The sequence below is a fragment of the Testudinibacter aquarius genome, assembly GCF_004342725.1.
GTDB lineage: Bacteria > Pseudomonadota > Gammaproteobacteria > Enterobacterales > Pasteurellaceae > Chelonobacter > Chelonobacter aquarius.
Genome location: NZ_SMCP01000007.1, coordinates 20,411 through 40,296, shown reverse-complemented (window position 1 = coordinate 40,296; position 19,886 = coordinate 20,411). Strand labels below are relative to the sequence as shown.

21 protein-coding genes and 1 riboswitch are annotated in these 19,886 nt (G+C 47.2%); of the genes, 15 read left to right on the top strand and 6 right to left on the bottom strand.

From position 1 onward, the window contains the following. From EDC16_RS08400 to vapC, 5 genes are all read left to right on the top strand, one after another. The gene (locus EDC16_RS08400; protein WP_232517188.1) at positions 1 to 891 is read left to right on the top strand and encodes an ABC transporter substrate-binding protein; all 891 of its coding nucleotides are present in this window, start codon (positions 1 to 3) and stop codon (positions 889 to 891) included. Next, positions 885 to 2,849, top strand: coding sequence for a Fe(3+)-hydroxamate ABC transporter permease FhuB (fhuB, locus tag EDC16_RS08395; protein WP_132967357.1), 1,965 nt, complete (start codon positions 885 to 887; stop codon positions 2,847 to 2,849). Before EDC16_RS08400 ends, fhuB begins: the two co-directional genes overlap by 7 nt. A gap of 38 nt (positions 2,850 to 2,887) precedes the next feature. Continuing rightward, positions 2,888 to 4,963, top strand: coding sequence for a TonB-dependent siderophore receptor (locus EDC16_RS08390; RefSeq protein WP_132967355.1), 2,076 nt, complete (start codon positions 2,888 to 2,890; stop codon positions 4,961 to 4,963). A gap of 118 nt (positions 4,964 to 5,081) precedes the next feature. Continuing rightward, positions 5,082 to 5,321 carry an antitoxin gene (locus tag EDC16_RS08385; RefSeq protein WP_132967352.1) on the top strand — a complete coding sequence of 80 codons (240 nt, stop codon included), beginning with the start codon at positions 5,082 to 5,084 and terminating at the stop codon, positions 5,319 to 5,321. Between the two features lie 2 nt (positions 5,322 to 5,323). After that, positions 5,324 to 5,713, top strand: coding sequence for a type II toxin-antitoxin system tRNA(fMet)-specific endonuclease VapC (vapC, locus tag EDC16_RS08380; protein ID WP_132967350.1), 390 nt, complete (start codon positions 5,324 to 5,326; stop codon positions 5,711 to 5,713). A 24-nt stretch (positions 5,714 to 5,737) separates the two neighbouring features. Here vapC and moaE read toward each other — a convergent pair whose 3' ends face one another. From moaE to moaA, 4 genes are all read right to left on the bottom strand, one after another. After that, on the bottom strand, positions 5,738 to 6,205 hold the full coding sequence (gene moaE, locus EDC16_RS08375; protein WP_232517186.1) for a molybdopterin synthase catalytic subunit MoaE: 468 nt from the start codon (positions 6,203 to 6,205) through the stop codon (positions 5,738 to 5,740). A 2-nt stretch (positions 6,206 to 6,207) separates the two neighbouring features. Then, positions 6,208 to 6,453, bottom strand: coding sequence for a molybdopterin synthase sulfur carrier subunit (moaD, locus tag EDC16_RS08370; protein ID WP_132967348.1), 246 nt, complete (start codon positions 6,451 to 6,453; stop codon positions 6,208 to 6,210). Beyond that, the gene (gene moaC, locus EDC16_RS08365) at positions 6,446 to 6,934 is read right to left on the bottom strand and encodes a cyclic pyranopterin monophosphate synthase MoaC (RefSeq protein WP_132967346.1); all 489 of its coding nucleotides are present in this window, start codon (positions 6,932 to 6,934) and stop codon (positions 6,446 to 6,448) included. The genes moaD and moaC overlap by 8 nt, the downstream gene beginning before the upstream one ends. A gap of 43 nt (positions 6,935 to 6,977) precedes the next feature. Continuing rightward, the gene (gene moaA / locus EDC16_RS08360; RefSeq protein ID WP_132967344.1) at positions 6,978 to 8,021 is read right to left on the bottom strand and encodes a GTP 3',8-cyclase MoaA; all 1,044 of its coding nucleotides are present in this window, start codon (positions 8,019 to 8,021) and stop codon (positions 6,978 to 6,980) included. Then, a riboswitch (molybdenum cofactor riboswitch) is annotated at positions 8,011 to 8,155 on the bottom strand. (Overlaps the previous gene by 11 nt.) A gap of 174 nt (positions 8,156 to 8,329) precedes the next feature. On the opposite strand from moaA, the gene EDC16_RS08355 reads away from it, so the two are divergent. Beyond that, on the top strand, positions 8,330 to 9,265 hold the full coding sequence (locus EDC16_RS08355; protein WP_132967342.1) for a gluconeogenesis factor YvcK family protein: 936 nt from the start codon (positions 8,330 to 8,332) through the stop codon (positions 9,263 to 9,265). Here the strand turns inward: EDC16_RS08355 and sohB are convergent. After that, entirely contained in the window at positions 9,262 to 10,320 is a 1,059-nt protein-coding gene (gene sohB, locus EDC16_RS08350) for a protease SohB (protein WP_132967340.1), read from the bottom strand. The genes EDC16_RS08355 and sohB overlap by 4 nt on opposite strands. 174 nt (positions 10,321 to 10,494) lie before the next feature. Between sohB and trpE the strand changes: the two genes are divergently transcribed. The 9 genes from trpE (at position 10,495) to trpA (ending at position 18,790) form a co-directional block, all read left to right on the top strand. Continuing rightward, positions 10,495 to 12,045 carry an anthranilate synthase component I gene (trpE, locus tag EDC16_RS08345; RefSeq protein WP_132967338.1) on the top strand — a complete coding sequence of 517 codons (1,551 nt, stop codon included), beginning with the start codon at positions 10,495 to 10,497 and terminating at the stop codon, positions 12,043 to 12,045. 10 nt (positions 12,046 to 12,055) lie between these two features. After that, complete coding sequence (locus EDC16_RS08340) at positions 12,056 to 12,643, top strand: aminodeoxychorismate/anthranilate synthase component II (protein WP_132967336.1); 588 nt, start codon at positions 12,056 to 12,058, stop codon at positions 12,641 to 12,643. Beyond that, positions 12,640 to 13,023 carry a tautomerase family protein gene (locus EDC16_RS08335; protein ID WP_132967334.1) on the top strand — a complete coding sequence of 128 codons (384 nt, stop codon included), beginning with the start codon at positions 12,640 to 12,642 and terminating at the stop codon, positions 13,021 to 13,023. The genes EDC16_RS08340 and EDC16_RS08335 overlap by 4 nt, the downstream gene beginning before the upstream one ends. 5 nt (positions 13,024 to 13,028) lie before the next feature. Next, positions 13,029 to 14,030: an anthranilate phosphoribosyltransferase gene (trpD, locus tag EDC16_RS08330; protein ID WP_132967332.1), complete on the top strand. Its 1,002-nt coding sequence runs from the start codon at positions 13,029 to 13,031 to the stop codon at positions 14,028 to 14,030. Between the two features lie 8 nt (positions 14,031 to 14,038). Next, the gene (locus EDC16_RS08325) at positions 14,039 to 14,686 is read left to right on the top strand and encodes a glutathione S-transferase family protein (RefSeq protein WP_132967330.1); all 648 of its coding nucleotides are present in this window, start codon (positions 14,039 to 14,041) and stop codon (positions 14,684 to 14,686) included. Between the two features lie 34 nt (positions 14,687 to 14,720). Further along, positions 14,721 to 16,121, top strand: coding sequence for a bifunctional indole-3-glycerol-phosphate synthase TrpC/phosphoribosylanthranilate isomerase TrpF (gene trpCF / locus EDC16_RS08320; protein ID WP_132967491.1), 1,401 nt, complete (start codon positions 14,721 to 14,723; stop codon positions 16,119 to 16,121). Positions 16,122 to 16,186: 65 nt separating this feature from the next. Continuing rightward, positions 16,187 to 16,696, top strand: a complete 510-nt coding sequence (locus EDC16_RS08315; protein WP_132967328.1) for an REP-associated tyrosine transposase — start codon at positions 16,187 to 16,189, stop codon at positions 16,694 to 16,696. A gap of 85 nt (positions 16,697 to 16,781) precedes the next feature. After that, entirely contained in the window at positions 16,782 to 17,984 is a 1,203-nt protein-coding gene (gene trpB, locus EDC16_RS08310; protein WP_132967326.1) for a tryptophan synthase subunit beta, read from the top strand. After that, on the top strand, positions 17,981 to 18,790 hold the full coding sequence (trpA, locus tag EDC16_RS08305) for a tryptophan synthase subunit alpha (RefSeq protein ID WP_132967324.1): 810 nt from the start codon (positions 17,981 to 17,983) through the stop codon (positions 18,788 to 18,790). Before trpB ends, trpA begins: the two co-directional genes overlap by 4 nt. Before the next feature lie 58 nt (positions 18,791 to 18,848). Here the strand turns inward: trpA and EDC16_RS08300 are convergent, their stop codons facing one another. Further along, positions 18,849 to 19,757: a mechanosensitive ion channel family protein gene (locus tag EDC16_RS08300; RefSeq protein ID WP_132967322.1), complete on the bottom strand. Its 909-nt coding sequence runs from the start codon at positions 19,755 to 19,757 to the stop codon at positions 18,849 to 18,851. Positions 19,758 to 19,886 lie beyond the last annotated feature (129 nt).

Here is a 19,886-nt window from a genome sequence, read left to right as displayed (position 1 = left end):
ATGAAAAAATCCGCCCTGCTGCGCCTGTCACTTGTGATACTGATGTTATTCAGTTACCGCACTTTTGCTCAAGTTAACTCGCCTGATTTGAAAGTGGCAACCCTCGACTGGACCGTGGCAGAAACGTTATTGGCACTCGGACAGCCGCCAATCGCTGTTGGCGATGCTGAGAGCTACCGCACTTGGGTTTCTGTGCCGGAGCTGCCGCAACATACGCTGGATTTAGGCACACGATTGCAACCTAATCAGGAACTGTTAGCCAAATTACAACCGGATCGGTTTATCAACAGTGCGATGTTCAGCAACTTAACACCGATTTTGCAGCATTATGCTGACCAGCCTCAGCAAGTGAACGAAGTCAATTTCTACCGTGAAGGGGAAATTTGGCAAAATCAACTGGCAGCCACCCGTGAATTGGCACAATTTATCGGTAAGCCACAGCGGGCAGAAAGCTTGATTCAGCAGACGGAACAGCTTTTTGCGCAACTCAAAACCCAATTGACGCCTTACCAAAACCGCACTTTGCTGTTGGTACAGTTTATTGACAGCCGCCATTTGCGGGTATATGGCGAAAACAGTCTATTTGGTGCCGCAATTCGGCAAATGGGGTTTCGTAACGCTTGGACAGCGCCGGTTACGGTATGGGGTTCAACCAATATCGGCATCAACCAGCTAGCGGAGTTTAAAGACAATCCACGCTTAATCGTGATTAAACCCTATCCGGTTAATGTGCCGACCGCACTTGAACACAACACCCTTTGGCAGCATCTGCCACTATCGAAAGATCCGCTGGTATTGCCTGCCATTTGGACCTTCGGCGCACTGCCGTCAGCACAACGTTTCGCACTGGCATTATCCGACGCTTTGCAACAGGGAGGTGAGCCATGGTAAGCCGTCCGCTGCTGCTGAATATCACATTACTATTGCTCACTATTTTGCTAGGTGGCTGGTTATTAAACCTGCAATTGCCGCAGCCGGGGGCATGGACTGAATTATTACAACTCAATAGCTCGTCACTCGAGATACTCTTGGTACAAAATTATACCCTTCCACGGATTGCGATCGCACTGTTAGCCGGAACCGCACTTGGCTTGGCAAGCCTGTTATTGCAGCAGGTCGTCAATAATCCGCTCGCCTCCGACAACACCTTGGCGGTCAGCAGCGGCGCACAATTCCTACTGTTTAGCTGCACCCTGTTCTTTCCGTCGATTCTGCATTTTGGCAGCACACTTATCGCCTTTTTAGGCGCACTCGCGGCACTGGCTCTGGTTTTTTTATTGGCATGGCGTAAAAATTTATCGCCACTGATTATGATCCTCGCCGGTTTAGTGGTGAATCTGTATTTAGGCTCGCTCTCTGCCACCTTAATGCTGTTCTATCCGGAAGAGTCACGCGGCTTGATGATCTGGGGCGCAGGCTCACTGCTGCAAGAGAGCTGGCTCGACAGTATTCAACTGTTTTGGCTATTAATTCCGGCGCTAGTGATGTTAGCTATGCTACAGCGCCCGCTTGCCATTCTTGCCTTAAATGACAGTAATGCCAAAAGTCTCGGCGTACCGGTGCAGTGGATTCGTTTTGCCGGCTTGCTGCTTTCTGCTTATCTGGTGGCAATAGTCATCAGCCGTGTCGGTATGCTTGGTTTTATCGGTTTAGCCGCCACCACCATCAGCCGCCAACTGGGAATTCGCACGTTCAGAGGGCAGTTGTTGCAAAGTGCTTATTTATCCGCTGTTTTATTGCTGATTACCGATTTAGGATTGCAGCTCATCAGCCAATATCACCAAATTCAACTCCCGACCGGCGCAGTCACCGCGGTATTAGGCACACCGTTACTCTTATGGCTGATGTTTAAAAATCTGCCGCACAGCGGACGGCTGCAATCTTCTGCTGATTTCCTGAGCATCAATAAAATGATGACGCCGCGCACTGGGTTAGTGTTAAGCCTATTGTTTATTTTAACCGCACTTTTCGCCCTGTTGCTCGGCAACAGTGCCGACGGCTGGACACTCAGTGCATTGAACGACACCGTACTGGAACTTCGCTATCCACGACTGTTGTATGCCCTCGCCGCCGGAATAATGTTGTCGCTCGCTGGTGTATTATTGCAACGCCTGAGTTTCAACCCAATGGCAAGCCCAGAACTGTTAGGGATTACCTCCGGCGTCAGTTTCGGGGTGTTGCTGGTCATTTTTGGTTTCAGCCAACTGACCCAGCAGAATCTGTGGATCGCCGGCATCTGTGGCGCATTGTTGGTGTTGTTGATTGTGATATTGATCAACGGACGCAGCGGCATGTTGCCGGAACGGATTTTGCTGACCGGAATCAGCCTTGCCGCCCTGTTTGATGCGGTACAGCGCATCTTGCTTGCCAGCGGTGACTTCCGCATTCAACAGTTATTGAGTTGGACCAGCGGCTCTACCTACTATGCTGAAAGTGGATTAGCGATCGGCTTGAGCCTGACCGCACTTTTACTGCTCGCTGTCGGCTTGGTTTTCAGCCGCTGGCTCGATCTGCTCAGCCTGCAAGCCGTGGTCGCAAAAGCGCTCGGCTTGAATATGCACCAAGCCCGCTGGATCTTTATTTTATTAAGTGCGGTTCTCACCGCTTGCGCCACCTTGGTGGTCGGACCGCTCAGTTTTATCGGGCTGCTGGCACCGCACTTGGCACACTATCTCGGCTTTCACAAGCCAAAATCGCAAATTCTTGCCGCTGCGCTGATCGGCGCCACGGTGATGATAACCGCCGATTGGCTCGGTCGGCAAATACTGTTTCCGTATGAAGTTCCTGCCGGACTGGTGGCAACCCTGCTCGGCGGCAGTTATTTTCTATTGATTATGCGTCGGGTATAACCACCTGCCGTTTGTTATGAACATTTGAGGACAACTTAATGAAAAACAAAACCTTTCACTATTCTGCGTTGACAACCGCACTTTTGCTCAGCCTGAACCCGGCACTTGCCGAAACCCAAGCGGGTGAGATGTTGGAAGAGATTAATGTGGTTGGCAGCATGAACAAATTGGATGTACAACCATTCAACCAAGCAAAATCTGCCACCGTTTTGGACAACCAAACCTTAACCGCTCAAGGTATTGAAAAAGCCGATGAAATCGCACGCTATCAAGCCGGTTTTACCAGCCAAGTGTTCGGTAGCGATATCAATACCAACTGGTTCCGTGTGCGTGGTACTGAAGCGAGCCAAGCCATCGACGGCATGCCGGCACTATCGCAGGGCTTCTTTACCCCACAAGTAGAAATGTACGGCGTTGAAGGAGTAGAGGTCATCAAAGGCTCCGATTCAATGGCTTTCGGTGCTTCGAATGCCGGCGGCTTGATCAACTACATCACTAAACGCCCAAACAAAGAAAACATCGGTAAAGGCGAAATCACTACTCACTTCGGTAATAAAAACCAACGTGGCATCGGTGCGGATTATACCGGCAGCTTAAACAGCGATGACAGCCTGCATTATCGTTTAGTCAGCCGCTACAGCCACGCTGACGGTGAGTGGAACGGCACTTGGTCAGAAAATTATTACATTGCTCCATCACTGGCTTGGGATATTTCCGACAAGACCAATTTAACCGTATTAACGAGCTATTTAAAAACTGTTGGCGTGCCAAGCTCAAACTTCTTACCGCAGGACGGCACGCTGATTCCAACCGCTCAAGGCAGAATCTCCAGCCACGCTAATTTAGGTGATCCAACCCAAGATTACGAAAAAAGCATCAGTAAAAGCGTGGGCTATGAATTTAACCACGACTTTGGCAACGGTTTGAGCTTCAGCCAAAACTACCGTTATCAAATCATTGATAACCGCCATCGTGGGGCTTATGCCTATCCATCAGGTTATGATGCAAATTGGAATCCGATTCCGTTAGCACAATCCAACTATGAAGTTGCCCGTGCCGTGGTTTATAACAATGGCACTGCAAAAAGCCATAGCGTTGATAACCGCTTGAGCTGGAAATACAGCAATGAGGTGATTAACAACACCTTGGTTGCCGGGATGGATTATCGCAATCAAAAATTCGATTCGCTTTACACCCTGTTCGGCACCCAAGGCATGGTAAATGTGTATGATCCGGCCGCCAGTTACGGCACTGCCGCAACCATCAATGCGCCACGCGTTTTAATCAAATCTCGTCAAAGCGGTTTCTACTTACAAGACAATGTCATTTTATGGGATACCATCGGGCTGAGCGCCGGTGTTCGCCACGATCGCGTGCGCAACAGTGAACTTGCCAGCGAACAAAATGTGCGTAAAAATCACACCTCATACTCCGGCTCGGTGATGTATTTTAATGATCTCGGATTAAATCCTTACTATGCTTATACCGAATCTTTCCGTGTACCAACCGGTCTGAGCGGCAACGCGACTTTGTACAAACCGAATATCACCAAACAGCATGAAGTGGGTATCAAATATATGCCTGAATGGGTTGACGGCACGATTTCCGTTGCGTTGTTCCAAGCAAAAGACAAAGGCGCTCTGGTGAATCAAGGTACTGGGGCTACTGTCAGCAGTGCAGACCCGATCAAACGTAAAGGTGTTGAAGTTCAAGCCAACTTGAATGTGACCGAGAAATTGCAAACCCTGTTGGCTTATACCTATGTACGTTCCGTAACAGAAAATGCTAACGGTAGCAAAACCAACACCGCTTTAATCCCTAAACATACGCTATCGACCCGGGTTGCTTATCAATTTAGCGATAAATTAAACGCCGGTGTCGGAATCCGCTATGTCGGCAAAAGCGTGACTGCTAGCGGTTCGCTGTATTCCGGCTATCAAGTACCCTCCTCGACCGTGGTTGATCTGTTCGCTCGCTATCAGATCAGCGAGAACTTGGCAGCACAAGTGAATATCGACAACCTCGGCAACCGCAAATACTTAGCAGGCTGTGACTATTACTGCTACTACGCTGAAGGTATCAGTGCGGTTGGCAATCTGTCTTATAAGTTCTAAACACTTGTGTCATTACCGAAGGCTACCGCGATAGGTAGCCTTTTGATTTCATATCTTGCCCTTACAAATAAAACAATATATACTTTTTGTATCTATATTTTGTAGGAGGAATCATCAAATGACAACAGCTAAATTATTTTGGAGCGGTAATTCACAGGCACTACGATTGCCAAAAGCGTTTCGTTTTCATGGTGATAAAGTCAGTATCAAACGTAAAGGAAACCAAGTCATTCTTGAACCTATCATAACCGATTGGTCGTGGCTAGATCAGCTTGGCGAATTTGACACCAGTTTAGAAAGTGCGGTTTTAGAAAATAGAAATGCCCTGTTAGAACCCGAACGAGACTGGGATTTTTGATAATGAAATTTTTATTGGATACCAATGCTGTTATCGCGCTATTAAAAAATAACGCTGCATTTCATCAACAATTAAGAGCACATCAGCCTAGTGATTTTGTGTTATCAAGTATTGTTATGTATGAACTTTATTATGGCGTGGAGAAAAGTCAACGCAAACAGCAAAATCGCGCAAAATTAGAAACATTGCCTTTTGAAGTCCTTGCCTTCAGCAACGATGACGCCCAAATAGCAGGGCAAATTCGAGCGGCTTTAGAGCAAAAAGGCACACCTATCGGCAGCTATGACACTTTAATTGCCGCACAGGCAATAAGTAATCAACTTATCTTGATTACTCACAACACAAAAGAATTCCAACGAATCGAACAACTAAGCTTTGAGGATTGGCAGTAAGAGGATTGGCAGTCAATAGCGCCCTTACCACTTCTCTGCTGCTAACTTGTCGCTTGCCCGCTCTTCGATCCAGCGTTCGCCATTGTCGGTCAGCTCTTTTTTCCAAAATGGCGCTTGGGTTTTAAGGTAGTCCATAATAAATTCATTGGCTTGGTAGGCATCGCCACGATGCTTGCAGCTCACACCGACCAAGACGATTTCATCACCGGTTTGCAATTCTCCGACACGGTGGATCAACTGCACTCGTCGCATTTCCCAGCGTTGGCAAGCCTGAGCCACAATCTCGTTCAGCGCTTTTTCCGTCATTGCAGGGTAATGTTCCAAATAAAGTTTTTCTACACTGTCACCTAGATTCATCTCGCGTACTTTGCCGATAAACAGTACAACAGCCCCACTGCTTTTCGGCTCAGATAACCATTGGTAAACCGCACTTTGATCAAATTCTGCGGTTTGTACCGCAACCCGAATTTCTGTTGCCACGTCTGTCTGCACCGTTACCCCCCGGTCACTGGCGGAAAAAAGGCAATTTCATCGCCATCTTGAAGTGGGCTATCCAGTGGCATCAACGTTTGGTTGATCGCCACCAGCAATTTGTCGCTTTGCAGTGCCAACGCCCATTTATCCCCTTTGGCTGCCAAATATTGGCGCAATGCTTCAGCAGTGGCAAACTCCGCTTCAAGTTGCAGCTCGTCAGTGTTGATCAACTCTCGCACTTGCGCAAAGAACAATACTTTAATCATTTTTTCCCTCAACCGAAAAATCACCCGACTTACCGCCGCTTTTGCTCAACAACCGCACTTGCTCAATCACAATGTCTTTTTGCACCGCTTTGCACATATCGTAAATCGTCAGTGCCGCCACCGAAGCGGCAGTCAGCGCCTCCATTTCCACACCGGTTTTGCCGCTTAAACGGCACAGGCTTTCGATCCGCACTTGATTGGTGGCAGGAAGTGCGGTCAAATTGACTTCGACTTTGGTCAGCAATAACGGGTGACACAGCGGAATCAGTTCCCAAGTGCGTTTTGCTGCTTGAATCCCGGCAATGCGGGCAGTGGCAAACACATCACCTTTATGGTGATCACCGTTTAAAATCATCTGTAACGTTTGCGCCGACATGGTCACCAGCGCTTCGGCACGCGCTTCACGCACAGTTTCGGCTTTGTTGCCGACATCGACCATATTGGCTTCGCCGTTGCTGTTGATATGGGTAAATTGTTGCATAATATCTCTTTAAGATAGGTTTGGCATTTCTGCCCTGGATAACTCAACCGCCAATTGATGCCAAGTGCGGCCGCACGCCACTGTCGCCTTGATGCAGATAGTGATGCTCACGTTTTTGTTGCAATGCGGAAAAGAGCCTTGCCTGCAATGGTGCTTGCTGCCAATCCTGTTGCAGCAGATCACGCAGTTCAACCCCCTCTTCCCCAAATAAGCAGAGGTGTAACTGCCCTTTGGCAGAGACACGCAGGCGGTTGCAATCGGCACAGAAATCTTTGGAATACGGCATAATCAAACCAATTGCCCCTTGATAATCCGGGTGTTTCAGCACCTTAGCCGGTCCATCCGTCATCGCTCGGTTTTGCAGCTGCCAGCCGTTTTGCAGCAACTGTTCCATCAGCACTGAACCGGACAAATGGTGACGATCAAAAAAGCGATCCATTTCACCGGTTTGCATTAATTCGATAAAACGCATCTCGATCGGACGATCTTTAATCCAAGCTAAAAATGCCGCAAAATCCTTATCATTCAAACCTTTCATCAGCACCGAATTGACTTTAATTTGCTGATAGCCCGCCTCAAAGGCTTTATCAATCCCGTCCATCACTTGATGAAACAGATTCTCACCGGTAATTTGATGGAACATTTTCGGATCAAGACTATCCACGCTGACATTGATCGCATCCAGCCCGGCTGCACGCCATTCTGCCACTGATTTCGCCATGCGATAGCCGTTGGTGGTCAGCGCAATTTTTTTGATCTTATCGTTGGCACGCACCGTTTCGATGATCCGGGTGAAATCTTTGCGTAGCGTCGGCTCGCCACCGGTGATCCGCACTTTCTCGGTTCCCATTGCCGCAAAGCCGTTGATCAAACGCCGAATTTCGTTTAACTGTAGAAATGACGGTTTGCTGCTTTGCGGTTGATAACCATTCGGCAGGCAGTAATTACACTTGAAATTACACACGTCGGTGATGGAGAGACGCAAATATTGATATTGGCGCTTAAAGCGATCGACCAATTGCTGAGGCTGATTTTGTTGCAATGGCACAAAACCAACCGGAATTTGATGTATTCGGATTTGCTGCATTCTGACACCTTTCTAAACACGAGCGGATAAACCGTTTCCAGTGTATCCGGCGTAGTACAAAACGACCGTACTAACAGGCTTGCTGCCCTATTTTTGCAAACGTAGGCGAGACAAGCTCGGAGTGATATGCGTTGTTAAATTTTGCTTAATTTTATCATTCTCAGCCGCAAGCGCAATCCCTGGATGGATGTAATTGCGACTATTTGCTGCATTTGTGATCTGACCACGTTTCAAAGTGCGTTAATTTAGCGGATAATGCAAACAAGTCCCAGAAATAATGACAAAATCAGATAAAAAACAAACAATATATGAATCCACATCTGCATAATTTGACGCAACTCAGCCAATTGCAACAGGTGGTCGCCATCGGTGGCGGACACGGTCTCGGACGTTTGATGTCTTCGCTCGGTTTTCTCAAAGAGCGGTTGACCGGCATTGTCACCACCACTGACAACGGCGGCTCAACCGGGCGTATCCGCTTGCAACACGGTGGCATCGCTTGGGGCGATTTACGCAATTGTATTAACCAAATTATCACCGAGCCTAGCACCGCATCCGCCCTGTTTGAATACCGTTTCAGCGGTAATGGCGATTTGGCGGGACATAATCTCGGCAATTTGATGTTGAAAGCGTTGGAAGACATGAAAATTCGTCCCCTGGAAGGAGTCAACTTGATCCGTACTTTGTTGCGAGTGCGTTGCCATCTGATACCAATGTCGGAAACGCCGGTACATTTAGGCGCCAAGCTACACTCCGGTGCTACCGTTGTCGGCGAAGTGAATATCGATAAGCTAACCGAATTGCCGAAACGGCTGTTTCTAATCCCACAAGTCAGCGCCACGCCGGAAGCTGTCAGCGCTTTGCAGCAAGCCGAGCTGATCCTGCTGGGGCCGGGCAGCTTCCTAACCAGCATTATGCCGCCACTACTGTTGCCTGAAATCGCACAAGCCCTGCAAAGCACCGCTGCTAAAATTATTTTTATTGATAATCTTGGTGTAGAACACAGCCCGGCGGCGACACTCTCACTCGCGCAACGAATTGACTGGATAGAAAAAACCATCGGTCAAAAAATAAATGGCACAAGTGCGGTTGACGGTATTATTACCTACCCTGAAGCGGCGTATCAAGATCTCCTACACAAGGCTATCATTGCAGAGAAGCTGAATGATGATGACATCATCTACCGCCACAACCGCACTTTGCTGTGTAAAAGTATCGATAAATTATTGGCAAAGTTAAGTTAATACAAGCTGCGGTTGCTGCGTTGCAGCCAACGCAGCAGCAGATTATCGCTGCTCTCTTCTGCTTGTTTGCCGATTTTTTGCATTAAGGATTTTTTCTGTGTGAATTTCACTTCCAGCACGTCTTTGTGTTGCAACGCCGTTAAGATCAGATCATCACTGGTGGCGATTTCATCAACCAAGCCCAAATCCAATGCCTGCTGGCCAAACCAATGTTCGCCGGTGGCGATTTTTTCTAAATCTAAGTTTTGACGGTGATTGGCGACAAAATCTTTGAACAATTGATGGGTTTCTTCCAACTCCTGCTGGAATTTTTCACGCCCTTTTTCGGTGTTTTCACCTAAAATCGTCATGGTGCGTTTGTATTCGCCGGCGGTCATCACTTCCACATCCACATCGTGTTTTTTCAGTAACCGATGAATATTCGGAATCTGCGCCACTACGCCGACCGAACCGATCACCGCAAACGGGGCAGAAACAATTTTATCGGCCACACATGCCATCATATAGCCGCCGCTGGCTGCCACTTTATCCACTGCAACCGTTAATTTGATGCTTTTTTGTTTCAAGCGATCCAGCTGCGATGCCGCTAAACCATAACCGTGCACCACCCCGCCCGGACTTTCCAAGCGCAGCAGCACCTCATCCTCAGCTTTCGCCACCGCCAAGATCGCACTGATTTCATCTGCCAATGCCGCTGTACCGCTGGCTTGAATATCACCTTTAAAATTCAACACATACACGCAAGGTTTCGCTTTTTCATCAGGTTCTTGACCGCTCTTTGCCGCTTGCTTATTCGCTTTAGACTCCAGCTTTTGCTGTTTTTTGCGTGCTTTTTCTTGCTGTTTCAGTTGTTCATCGTTCAAGCGAAAATCCGCTAATTTTTGCTGATTATCCTGATATTTTTTCGCCAAATCGGTAATTTTCAACTCCCCGACCGCACTTTGCTCTTTGTGCCGCAGGCTGACGATAAAAGCAAAAATCGCCACAATCACCAATAAAACAGTAAGCACCTCGAGGATAAACACCCCGTAATTGATTAAAACTTCAGACCACATGGTTTTTCCTTGTTAATAAATATCCCATTGCCAATAAATTAAAGGATTATCATACACTATTCCACTTTTTTCTACTTAACCGTGCTGGTTAATTTATCTATTTCTGCCAAAATATTAAAAACCACTTGACCAAACTCCCTTGTACTAGTTTAATAGTACAAAAATAAAACCTGAATGGGATTGCCGATGCCGTATATACATATCACTCAACAAGCCGTTGATTATCATTCTGATCCGACAGCTATTTTTGCTACACTGTGCCAAAATAAAACCAATACGCTGCTGCTGGAATCTGCCGAGATTCAAAGCAAGAACAGTTTGACCAGTTTGCTGTTTATCAACAGCGCTTTGAAAATCACCTGTCAGGATAAAAATGTCACATTTAGAGCGCTAACTCCCAATGGAAAGGCAGTATTACCAAAAATTGCAAAAATGTTACAGGGTTTAGCCGAATCCTTAGATTTTGAACAAGACGATCGTTTGACCGCACTTTTCGCCGAATTGGATCCTAATTTGGACGAAGACAACAAATTACAGGCGGCGACGGTATTTGACGGTTTGCGTGTGATTAACCAACTGTTTAACAAGCCAGAAAGTGTGGTTTATCTTGGCGGTTTGTTTGCCTACGATCTGGTGGCAGGATTTATCCCGATGGACAATATCACGCTGCAAAACGATCAAATCAGCTGCCCAGACTACTGTTTTTATTTAGCCGAACAGTTATTGCGGCTCGATCACCAGCAACAATCGGCAACATTGCAAACCTTCTGCTTTAGCGTCGAACAGCAACCGCACTTGGCTTTAAGCGCTGAAAAAATCAAACAGCAATTGTGCCAAATTCAGGATCAGTTAGCTATTCAAGCTGCGTCAACCGATGTTCGTGTCAATATTGAAGATCCCGAATTCAAGCAGATTATTGAACAGTTAAAACAACATATTTATGTCGGCGATGTGTTCCAAATCGTGCCGTCACGCCGTTTTTCGGTTGAATGCCCAAATCCGCTGGCGACCTACCGTCGCTTAAAAATCACCAATCCAAGTCCATATATGTTCTATATGCATGACGATGACTTTATTCTGTTCGGTGCTTCACCGGAAAGTGCGTTGAAATACAGCCAAGACAGCCGCCAGCTGGAGATCTACCCGATCGCCGGTTCACGCCCACGCGGTTTTGATCAACAAGGGCGTATTGATCCGGAACTGGACGCACGTTTGGAACTGGAGCTGCGTTTGGATAAAAAAGAGTTGGCGGAGCACTTGATGCTGGTTGATTTGGCGCGTAATGATGTTGCCCGAGTTTGTCAAAGTGGCAGTCGCCAAGTAAAAGAGTTGATGCAAGTGGATCGCTACTCGCACATTATGCACTTGGTTTCACGGGTGGTCGGCAAACTGCGCCCGGAACTGGACGCCTTGCACGCCTACCAAGCCTGCATGAATATGGGCACGCTGACCGGTGCGCCCAAAATAAAAGCAATGCAACTGATTTACCAATTTGAACAACAGAAGCGCCACAGCTACGGCGGCGCAGTCGGTTATCTCAGCTCCGACGGCAATTTCGACACCTGCATAGTGATCCGCTCTGCTTTCGTGCAAAACGGCATCGCCCACGTACAAGCCGGCTGCGGCGAAGTGCTGGATTCCGATCCGCAAATGGAAGCGGACGAAACACGGCATAAGGCAAGAGCGGTATTGAACGCCATTATTCAGACAAATAGCCACATCTAAGGATTTAATTATGGCGAAAATCGTATTTATTGACAATTTTGATTCGTTTACCTACAACTTGGTCGATCAATTTCGAGTGTTGGGGCATCAGGTGGTGATTTACCGTAATGACAGCGAGTTGAATCATCTACTGAAAACCGCACTTGCCGAGCCGGATACCCTTGTTGCACTTTCGCCCGGCCCGGGCAATCCGTCCGAAGCCGGTAATCTGCTGCCTTTAATTCGTGAGCTGAAAAGCAAAGTGCCGATGATCGGCATCTGCTTGGGACATCAGGCGATTATCGAAGCCTTTGGTGGCAAAATCGTACACGCTGGCGAAATCCTGCACGGCAAGGTGTCGCAGATTGAACACGATCAACAAGCGATGTTTCAAGATCTGCCCAATCCGATGCCGGTCGCCCGCTATCACTCATTAATGGGCACTGAAATTCCGGCAGAGTTTGATGTGAATGCTCAATACGGTGAGATTGTGATGGCGGTGCGCCACCGCACTTTGCCGATTTGCAGTTTCCAATTTCACCCCGAATCCATCTTAACCGTACAAGGTTCACAGTTGCTGGCACAAAGCATCGACTGGTTATTAGGAGCACAAGCATGATCGTTGTTTATGGCTTAAAACACCGTTTGAATCCAATTAAAAAAGAGCTGTCTGATGTTATCCACCGCTGCATGATGTTTGCCTTGGATTTCCCTGAACATAAACGGGTGCAACGCTTTATTGGGTTGGATGCCGAGGATTATTACTACCCGTCCGACCGCAGCGACGCTTACACGATTATTGAGATCAATATGATGAGCGGACGCAGTGTGGAGGCAAAAAAATTATTGATCCGTATGCTGTTTGATGAGATTTATAAACAGCTGAAAATCAAACCGTCCGATATTGAGATCACCATCAAAGAGCAAGAGCCGCATTGTTGGGGGTTTCGTGGTATGACCGGTGACGAAGCCAGTTTCAACTATAATACAAAAAGGTAGTCCATATGGAATTACAAGCATTATTAGAGATTTTATTCAGTAACCAGACATTAAACCAACAACAAAGCCATACCCTGTTTAGCGCCATTGTGCAAGGTAAACTGAGCAACGAACAGCTTGCCGCAGCGCTGATTGCACTTAAATTACGCGGCGAAAGCATTGCGGAAATTGCCGGAGCGGTTGCGGCCTTGCAACAAGCCGCAGAGCCATTTCCTCGTCCGGATTATGTTTTTGCCGATATCGTCGGCACCGGCGGCGACGGCGCCAACACCATCAATATCTCCACCGCCAGCGCCATTGTGGCGGCAACACTGGGCGCCAAAATCGCCAAGCACGGCAACCGCAGCGTGTCGAGCAAAACCGGTGCCAGCGATGTACTGACCGCACTTGGGGTCAATATCAACATGAGCGCAGCCAACGCCCGCCAAGCGCTGGATCACATCGGGGTCTGTTTTCTGTTTGCGCAACAGTACCATTTGGGCTTCAAATACGCGATGCCGGTACGCAATGCGTTAAAAACCCGAACAATTTTCAATATCTTGGGTCCGCTCAGCAATCCGGCTAAGCCAAAACACCAACTGCTCGGTGTTTATACACCGGAGTTGTTGAAGCCGTATGCCGAAACCGCATTGACACTCGGACATCAACACTCTTTTGTGGTGCACGGTGCCGGCTTGGACGAAGTGGCGCTGCACGGCAAAACCGAAGTGGCGGAAATTCGTGACGGCACGATTGAATATTACAGCCTCAGCCCGTATGATTTCGGTTTTGAACCACAGCCGTTAGAGGTGCTGCGTGGCGGTGAACCGGCAGAAAATGCCCGGATGATCTCCGCACTGTTGCAAGGCAAAGGCGATCAATACCACGCTCAGGCCGTGGCGATCAATACAGCACTTTTGCTGAAGCTGTTCGGACATGAAGATTTAAAACACAATGCGGAAATGGTGTTAGACTGTCTTGCCACCGGCAAACCGTTTGACACCTTGCAACAACTGGCAAGTTATTAGGAGCGACAATGTACCAGCTTTTCATCGCCAATAAAACCAATTCCAGCTGGTCACTGCGCCCGTGGATTTTGTTGCAACAATTAGCGATTCCATTTGAGGAAGTGCAACGCTATTTTCAGCCCGATAAAAAGCAGCAAAAACTGGATTTTTTGCAAGCTTCCCCGACCGCAAAAGTTCCTGCGTTGCACCACAACGGTGAGATCATTTGGGACAGCTTGGCGATTGCAGAATATATTGCCGAAGATTATCCGCAAGTGTGGCCAAGAGAACGCAACGCCCGTGCTTGGTCACGTTGTGCCTGTGCGGAAATGCATTCGTCATTTGTGGCGCTACGCAGCCAATGCAGCATGAATACACAAAAATTTGTCACGTTAGATCAAATCGATAGTGCGCTTGCCGCTGATCTGGCACGCATTAATCAACTCTGGACGGAAGGGCTAACCCGTTTCGGCGGCGAGTTTCTCGCAGGCAGCCGCTTCACCGCAGCTGATGCGTTTTTCGCCCCGGTGGTGATCCGCCTAATCCATTACGGATTAATGGATTATCTCAGCCCCGCAGCAAACGCCTACGCTAAACGAATCTACCAACTGCCAAGTATGCAAAAATGGTTAACACAGGCGGAACCGGAACACGATCGTCCGATTCGTAATCCTTAAACATGAGAGAAAAATAAAGGTAAAACCGGTGAATATGGATAACAAACCCACAATCTTACAAAAAATTGTCAACGATAAACTTGAATGGGTAAAAAATAAAAAAGCAGCGTTGCCGTTGGCACAATTTCAGGATCAAGTGCAACGTTCCGAGCGTGATTTCTATCAAGCATTGAGCAAAGGCACGCACCAATACCCTGCCTATATTTTGGAATGCAAAAAGGCTTCACCGTCAAAAGGGCTGATCCGCAAGGATTTCAATTTGGCGCAGATTGCCACTGTGTATAAAGATTATGCCTCGGCAATTTCGGTGCTGACCGATGAAAAATATTTTCAGGGCAATTTCGATTTTATCGCCGAAGTGCGCTCAATTGCGCCACAGCCAATTTTGTGCAAAGATTTTATGATTGACGAATATCAGGTTTATCTGGCGCGTTATCATCAAGCCGATGCGATCTTGCTGATGTTGTCGGTGGTGGACGATGCAACCTATCTCAAATTAGCAAATTTGGCGCACGATTTGGGCATGGGTGTACTGACCGAAACCTCGAACCAAGCAGAACTGGAAAGAGCGGTCAAACTCAATGCCAGAGTGATCGGAATTAATAACCGTGATCTGCATGATCTCAGCGTTGATCTCCAGCGCACGCCACCACTCGCACAGCAAATCCCGGCAGATCGGATTATCATCAGCGAATCGGGGATCTACAATCACCAACAAATTCAGCAGCTGAAACCGTATGTACACGCCTTTTTAATCGGCAGCAGCCTAATGGGCGAGGACGATCTGCGAAGTGCGGTGCGGCAAGTGATTTTTGGCGAAAACAAAGTCTGCGGCTTAACCCGTGCGCAAGATGTACAAGCGGTATATCGCTGCGGGGCGCTATACGGAGGCATGATTTTCGCCGAAAAATCGCCGCGCAAAGTCAGCCTTGAACAAGCCAAAACACTGATTAGCGTCGCCCTGCTGCGCTTTGTCGGTGTATTTCAAAATCAGGAATTGGAATATATTGCCGAGATCGCCCGTGAATTAAAGCTGTTTGCGGTGCAACTGCACGGCAACGAAAGTCACGAATTTATGCAACAACTACGGCAAAAACTGCCGTCACATTGCCAAATCTGGAATGTGATTTCGGTCGACATCGACAACCACGAACAGATTAAACTGGCGGATGATCCGCTGATTGATCGTTTCTTGTTCGACAGTAAGGTGCAAGGACAACAAGGCGGCACCGGCTTGATTTTCGACTGGACCTTAATTCCAGCCAATATCAAACAACGCACGATTTTAGCCGGCGGCATCAAACAGGAAAATATCGAACAAGCCTTGATTCAAGGCTGTTTGGGAGTGGATATAAACTCCGGCGTGGAAAGTGCGACGGGGATTAAAGATGAATATAAAATTGCGGAATTATTGAACACTATTATCCGATATTAATTTTTTGTAGGGGCGGATTATATATCCGCCCGTGTACGAAGCTCGATATAGCTATTTACCTGGAAATGATAAAACAGCATAATCAAAAACCGATAAGGCGTAAAATGCGCTTACCTTGTTATGATTATAATGAGGCTGGTTGCTACTTTATTACTATTTGCATTCACCAACGGCGAAACTTATTAGGTCAAATACAAAATGGTATTATGCTATTAAACGTAGCAGGAAAAGAAACTGAATCTATTTTAATCTCAATGGAAAAACGATATCAGGATTGTAAATTAGCCGAATATATTATTATGCCAAACCATATTCATTTTATTTGGATCAATGAATTGGGAAAAACTAATCTACCTGATGCGATAAAATGGTTAAAAGTCGTATCAACAAACGCCTATATCAGAGGTGTAAAAAATGATAATTGGTTGCCATTCCATCAAAGGCTATGGCAAAGAGGATATTATGATCATATTATTCGCAATGAACAAGATTATGAAATTATTGCAGAATATATTGAGAATAACCCGTTACAGTGGGAATTAGATAAATTATATCAAATTGATCTAAACCCATAACAAAGCAGTATCACGTTCCGTTCGGGCGGATATACAATCCGCCCCTACTTTGTCTAATAAATTAGTCATTATTAGGATAAACTAAATGAGCAATAAAACCCTACTCGATCCCTATTTCGGCGAATTTGGCGGTATGTATGTGCCGGAAATTCTGGTACCGGTGCTGCAACAGCTGGAAAAAGCGTTTGTGGAAGCCAAAGATGATCCTGCGTTTATCGCCGAATTTAACGATTTACTGAAAAATTATGCCGGTCGTCCGACTGCACTGACCCTGTGCCGCAATTTGACCAAAGGCTCGAAAACCAAGCTCTACCTGAAACGGGAAGATTTGCTGCACGGCGGTGCCCATAAAACCAACCAAGTACTCGGACAGGCGTTATTGGCGATCCGCATGGGCAAAAGCGAAATCATCGCCGAAACCGGTGCCGGGCAACACGGCGTTGCCACGGCGATTGCTTGTGCGATGCTCGGTTTAAAATGCCGCATTTATATGGGCGCAAAAGATGTGGAACGCCAGTCGCCGAATGTATTCCGTATGCGCCTGATGGGGGCGGAGGTGATTCCGGTCAATAAAGGCTCGTGTTCACTGAAAGATGCCTGTTGCGAGGCGATGCGCGACTGGTCCGCCAATTACGACAAAGCGCATTACCTGCTCGGCACGGCGGCAGGCCCGCACCCGTTCCCGACCATTGTGCGCGAATTCCAAAAAATGATCGGCGAAGAGACCAAACGCCAAGTGCTGGAACGTGAAGGACGCCTGCCGGATGCGGTAATTGCCTGCGTCGGCGGCGGCTCTAATGCGATCGGTATGTTTAACGATTTTATCGATGAAAGTGCGGTTCGCTTAATCGGCATCGAACCGGCGGGGCTGGGCATTGAAAGCGGACAACACGGTGCGCCGTTGAAACACGCCAATGTCGGCATCTATTTCGGTATGAAATCCCCGATTATGCAAACCGAAGACGGACAAATCGAAGAGTCGTATTCAATCTCTGCTGGATTGGACTTCCCTTCTGTTGGGCCGCAACATGCCTATCTGCATGCGATTGGACGCGCCGAATACGAATCGATCACCGATGACGAAGCGCTTGATGCGTTCCAACAACTGGCGCAGCACGAAGGGATCATTCCGGCATTGGAGTCCTCGCATGCGTTGGCATATGCATTAAAAATGATTAAACAAGATCCGCAAAAAACACAGCTTTTGGTGGTCAATCTATCCGGACGCGGCGATAAAGATATTTTCACCGTCGATAAAATTTTAAGCGAAAAAGGGGCAAAAGCATGAGCCGTTTTGATCAGCTGTTTCAGCAACTCAACAACCAAAATGAGGGCGCATTCGTGCCGTTCGTCACCCTGTGCGATCCGGATTTAGACCGCTCTTTTGAAATTATCTGCACCTTAGTTGACAACGGTGCCGATGCATTGGAACTCGGCTTTCCGTTTTCCGATCCCTTGTTGGACGGGCCGGTGATTCAAGCTGCCAACAACCGTGCGCTGAATGCCGGTTGCAGCACCAAAGAATGCTTTGTGTTATTAGACAAAGTGCGGTCAAGATACCCGAATATTCCCATCAGTTTATTACTGTGTGCGAATCTGATTTTCGCCAAAGGCTTGGATAACTTCTACCGACAATGCCAACAAAGCGGCGTCGATGCGGTGCTGGTTGCCGATGTGCCATTGTTGGCGTGCGAGCCGTATGTAGCGGCAGCGAAAAAATTCGGGGTGCAGCCGGTGTTTATCTGCCCACCGAATGCCGACAGCGAGACAATTCAAGCTGTTGCCGAAAACAGCGAGGGCTACACTTATTTGGTCTCGCGCGCCGGTGTAACCAGCGCCGAAAATCAAAGCCACGCAGCAAATTTAGACCATTTGATTAAACAACTGAAAGCGCACCACGCAGCGCCGATTTTGCAAGGGTTCGGCATCGCCCAGCCACAACAAGTGATCGAGGCGCTGAACAGCGGCACTGCCGGGGCGATTTCCGGTTCGGCGATTGTGAAAATCATCGAAAATAACTTGGATAACCAACCTGAAATGCTGCGTTTGTTGGCAGAATTTGTGCGCAACATGAAAGCCGCGACCATTGGTTAAACCTATTACCAATCACCACAAGGGCGGAAACTACCCCGCCCTATTCTATAACGTAATTCTATGACGCACCATTTTCCTGCTGCAACTGTATTCGGTTATCAAACAAATTCACGCCGCCTTTTACCCCAAAATCCAAGGTCATCACATTGTAGGCAATGCTAATCTGCTCCTGCTCAAAGCGTTTTTTCAACTGCATAATCACTTCGCTTTTGGCGGCTAAGTATTGAGTATAGTTGACAAAATCAATCCAAAACCGTACTTCAAAGTTATAGGTCGAACTGCCGATCTCGGTAAAATAAAAATCGGTTTGCGCTTTATCCAACACAAACTCAAATTGGTTAACCAGCTCAAGCGTAACCGATTTGACTTTCTCTAATTCATCACCATAGGACACGCCGCCCGATACCACGATGCGCTGTTTTCCAAGTGCCGAATAATTAATGAAAACTCCGCTGTAAATCAACTGATTCGGCACATGCGCCAGTTTTCCGCCTAATGTTTTCAGAGTGGTGGTGATCATACCAATCTCTTGCACTTCGCCTAAATAATCATCAATTTTAACCCAGTGCGTCGTCTTAAACGGCTGTTGCGATTTAATTAACAAACCTGAAAAAGCATTCGAAGCAATGTCTTTAAAGGCAAATCCGGCGATAATACCGATAATTCCAGCACCCGCCAGCAGATGCGTCAGTAAATTGGTGAGATTTAAAATATCCAGAACCAAGATCATGGTGGCAAAAAGAATAATCCAATAAACCAAGGTTGAGGTCATTTTCGCCAACCGTAGATTATTTGAAAACACTCTATTACAGGCTTTAAAGGTTATCTTTTGTAGCAATCTTGCCAAATAATGCCCAACAATCAATACTGCAGCGGATAAAGCTAAATTCGGCAAAAATCCAATAATCTTCTGTTGCCAAGTGACTAGTGTTTGTTCCACCAATGATAATGTTTGTTCTGTCTGCATTTGCTGTTCCTTCCGATTCACTTAATGGCGTGAATATTCTCGAAAATTCACAAAATATTCAAGCAACAATTTATCAACTGCACATCTTTCTGATAAAAAGCCGCGCAATCGGAAAAAAACCATTAATGC